We start from the raw sequence: 1,732 nt of genomic DNA, 5'->3' as shown, positions 1-1,732 counted from the left end.
ATCAGACAATCTGTGTGAGCACTTCAAAGAACGCTTCTTTAAGGTAAGGAGGTGATCCAACCGCAGGTTCCCCTACGGTTACCTTGTTACGACTTCACCCCAGTCATGAATCACAAAGTGGTAAGCGCCCTCCCGAAGGTTAAGCTACCTACTTCTTTTGCAACCCACTCCCATGGTGTGACGGGCGGTGTGTACAAGGCCCGGGAACGTATTCACCGTGGCATTCTGATCCACGATTACTAGCGATTCCGACTTCATGGAGTCGAGTTGCAGACTCCAATCCGGACTACGACGCACTTTATGAGGTCCGCTTGCTCTCGCGAGGTCGCTTCTCTTTGTATGCGCCATTGTAGCACGTGTGTAGCCCTGGTCGTAAGGGCCATGATGACTTGACGTCATCCCCACCTTCCTCCAGTTTATCACTGGCAGTCTCCTTTGAGTTCCCGGCCGGACCGCTGGCAACAAAGGATAAGGGTTGCGCTCGTTGCGGGACTTAACCCAACATTTCACAACACGAGCTGACGACAGCCATGCAGCACCTGTCTCACGGTTCCCGAAGGCACATTCTCATCTCTGAAAACTTCCGTGGATGTCAAGACCAGGTAAGGTTCTTCGCGTTGCATCGAATTAAACCACATGCTCCACCGCTTGTGCGGGCCCCCGTCAATTCATTTGAGTTTTAACCTTGCGGCCGTACTCCCCAGGCGGTCGACTTAACGCGTTAGCTCCGGAAGCCACGCCTCAAGGGCACAACCTCCAAGTCGACATCGTTTACGGCGTGGACTACCAGGGTATCTAATCCTGTTTGCTCCCCACGCTTTCGCACCTGAGCGTCAGTCTTCGTCCAGGGGGCCGCCTTCGCCACCGGTATTCCTCCAGATCTCTACGCATTTCACCGCTACACCTGGAATTCTACCCCCCTCTACGAGACTCAAGCCTGCCAGTATCAGATGCAGTTCCCAGGTTGAGCCCGGGGATTTCACATCTGACTTAACAGACCGCCTGCGTGCGCTTTACGCCCAGTAATTCCGATTAACGCTTGCACCCTCCGTATTACCGCGGCTGCTGGCACGGAGTTAGCCGGTGCTTCTTCTGCGGGTAACGTCAATGAGCAAAGGTATTAACTTTACTCCCTTCCTCCCCGCTGAAAGTACTTTACAACCCGAAGGCCTTCTTCATACACGCGGCATGGCTGCATCAGGCTTGCGCCCATTGTGCAATATTCCCCACTGCTGCCTCCCGTAGGAGTCTGGACCGTGTCTCAGTTCCAGTGTGGCTGGTCATCCTCTCAGACCAGCTAGGGATCGTCGCCTAGGTGAGCCGTTACCCCACCTACTAGCTAATCCCATCTGGGCACATCCAATGGCAAGAGGCCCGAAGGTCCCCCTCTTTGGTCTTGCGACGTTATGCGGTATTAGCTACCGTTTCCAGTAGTTATCCCCCTCCATCGGGCAGTTTCCCAGACATTACTCACCCGTCCGCCACTCGTCAGCGAATCAGCAAGCTGATCCCTGTTACCGTTCGACTTGCATGTGTTAGGCCTGCCGCCAGCGTTCAATCTGAGCCATGATCAAACTCTTCAATTTAAAAGTTTGATGCTCAAAGAATTAAACTTCGTAATGAATTACGTGTTCACTCTTGAGACTTGGTATTCATTTATCGTCCGAGGACGTTAAGAATCCGTATCTTCGAGTGCCCACACAGATTGTCTGATAAATTGTTAAAGAGCAGT

The 1,732-nt window shown here is 52.8% G+C and carries 1 rRNA gene; it reads right to left on the bottom strand.

The window, feature by feature from the left end:
* Nucleotides 1-44: 44 nt before the first annotated feature.
* Nucleotides 45-1,586, bottom strand: a 16S ribosomal RNA gene (locus BEG40_RS21480).
* Between the last annotated feature and the right edge of the window lie 146 nt (nt 1,587-1,732).

It is taken from the genome of Escherichia sp. MOD1-EC5495 (assembly GCF_002965965.1).
Lineage (GTDB): Bacteria > Pseudomonadota > Gammaproteobacteria > Enterobacterales > Enterobacteriaceae > Escherichia > Escherichia ruysiae.
Note: the sequence above shows the minus strand (reverse complement) of the source record. Positions and strands in the feature narration are given on the sequence as shown.